A 2176-nucleotide genomic window follows, 5' to 3' on the forward strand; every position below is an offset into this window, starting at 1 on the left:
GGTGAAGTCGATCCGGGGCGCGGTGCCGGTCTTGTCGACCGGCCCGTTTCCCCAGACCGCTTCCCGCACCCGGCGTGCCCGTTTCCGAGCACCGGGCGCTCCACAAGTCCTGCTCAGGAACCGTTTGTTGTTCTCATTCCAGGCCGGGCCAGGGGGTCGGGATGACTGTTCCCCGATAGCGGTAACGCGTGGTGGTTACCTTCGCGGGGTTGAACAGTGGCCTTTCCTCCGAGGCCGGCCACCATCCGACGTCGCAGTAGCGGCGACGGAGGTCCTTCCAGGTGGACCGGCGGTGTTTGCGGCGTAACCAGCTCCCGACCTGGCGCCACGTGTAGTAGCTCAGGTAGGCGAAGGTCGCGCTGGACACGCCGGGCCGGAAGTAGACGCACCAGCCCTTGAGCGCCGGGTTGAGCTGACGCAGCAGGGCATCGAGCGGCTGGCTCGTGTCCGTTGTCCGGCACATCGTCCTGACCTTGCCGGTCATGGCCTTGACGGCCTTTCCGGACGGATAGGTGTAGATGTAGTGCCGGTCGCTGCCTCGTTTCCGGTGGCGCTGGATGCGCCAGCCGAGAAAGTCGAGGCCCTTGTCGATGTGGGTGATCAGGGTCTTCTCCGGCGACAGGCGCAGGCCCATCCCGGACAGGACTTCTGCGATCTCCTCCCGGAGGGCTTCGGCGTCTTCGTTCGTGCCCGACACCATCAGGCACCAGTCGTCCGCGTAGCGGACGAGCCGGTAGTTGGGCAGGCGGTGGCGACGGCGCTTGGCCCTTTCCATCTGGCTTGAGGCGGGTCCACCGGGCCCTCGGGCGATGTGCTCGTCCAGGACCGTCAGGGCCACATTGCTCAGCAGCGGTGAAAGGATCGAACCCTGCGGGGTTCCGGCGCGGTTCTCTCGCAGCATGCGGTCCTCGCCGAGGATGCCTGCCTTGAGGAACGCCTTCACCAGTGCCAGGACGCGCTTGTCCCCGATTCGTTCCCGCACCCGGCCCATCAGGGCCGGATGGGAGATCTCGTCGAAGCATGCCGTGATGTCGCCCTCGACCACCCACTCGTAGGAGCGGGAAGCGAAGTAGCGGACCTCGGCCACGGCGTCATGAGCGCGACGGTTCGGGCGGAACCCGTAGGAGCACGGGTGGAAATCTGCTTCGAAGATCGGCTCCAGCACCAGCTTCAAGGAAGCCTGCACCACTCGGTCGGCAATGGTGGCGATCCCCAGGCGGCGCAATTTGCCACCCGCCTTCGGGATCATCCGTTCCCGTACCGGCAGCGGGCAGAAGCTGCGGTCCTTGACCTGCGACCGCAACCCGTCGAGGAAGTCCACGACGCCCTGCCCGGCCTCGATGGAACGGGCCGTGCGCCCGTCCACTCCGGCCGTGCGGGCTCCCTTGTTGCCCCGCACCCGGTCCCACGCAACCAGAAGGAACGCGGGATCGGCGACGAGGTTGAACAGATCATCGAACCTGCGATGAGGGTCATCACGGGCCCAACAGTGCAGCTTGGTCTGGATCTTCAGTACCCTGCGCTCCGCTCCAAACAGAACGGAGTCAAGTTCGTCGGTGTTCACCGGCGACAGCCTCCTGACCTTCCAGTACGTCCACTGCTGACTTGCTGGTCTCCTTCGCCATGTACGCGCCTCTCGCGCGCTCGGACTACTACGAGACCTCCGTCCCGCCCAGCGGCCATCAGTTGGCAACGGACCTGCCCGCCTCCGGACTGGCTGTCCGGTGGGAAGGGCGACCGCGGGCGGTTCCCACGTTCACTGCAGAATCGATCAAGGAGGGAGGTGCCCGCCTCTACCCCGACAGCCTCGCCATGCCTACGCCGCAGGCTTTCGGCATGGCCTCCCCACCGGACCTAAAACCCGGCTTCGGAGTTGAACGCCACCCAGACGAGTGACGGTCACGCGCTGCAACCCGGCCCGTATCCGTCAGGTTTGAGCCGAGCGGGACACTTACGGGGCGTCAGACAACGGTTCCTCTCGTACACCTTCTCCTCGCTGCTTGCCGGACCCGGACCGTCTGACAGTGCCGACCCGTTCCGTACGTTGTCAGGGCTGCTTTCCGCCGCCACGTGCGTTCCCACGTGGCAACTGCCCTCAGCTTCACCAGGCGGCTGCGACCGCCAGGCGGTGGAGTCCTTTCACCTCCACTCGATTCCGTAGCGCCTCGTGGCGCAC

Annotated in this window: 1 protein-coding gene; it reads right to left on the reverse strand. The window is 66.0% G+C overall.

Features of this window, described 5'->3' with window-relative positions:
• Positions 1 to 133 precede the first annotated feature (133 nt).
• On the reverse strand, positions 134 to 1564 hold the full coding sequence (gene ltrA, locus IE252_RS42735; RefSeq protein WP_190094918.1) for a group II intron reverse transcriptase/maturase: 1431 nt from the start codon (positions 1562 to 1564) through the stop codon (positions 134 to 136).
• Positions 1565 to 2176 lie beyond the last annotated feature (612 nt).

The sequence above is a fragment of the Streptomyces melanogenes genome (assembly GCF_014649795.1).
Taxonomy (GTDB): Bacteria; Actinomycetota; Actinomycetes; order Streptomycetales; family Streptomycetaceae; genus Streptomyces; species Streptomyces noboritoensis.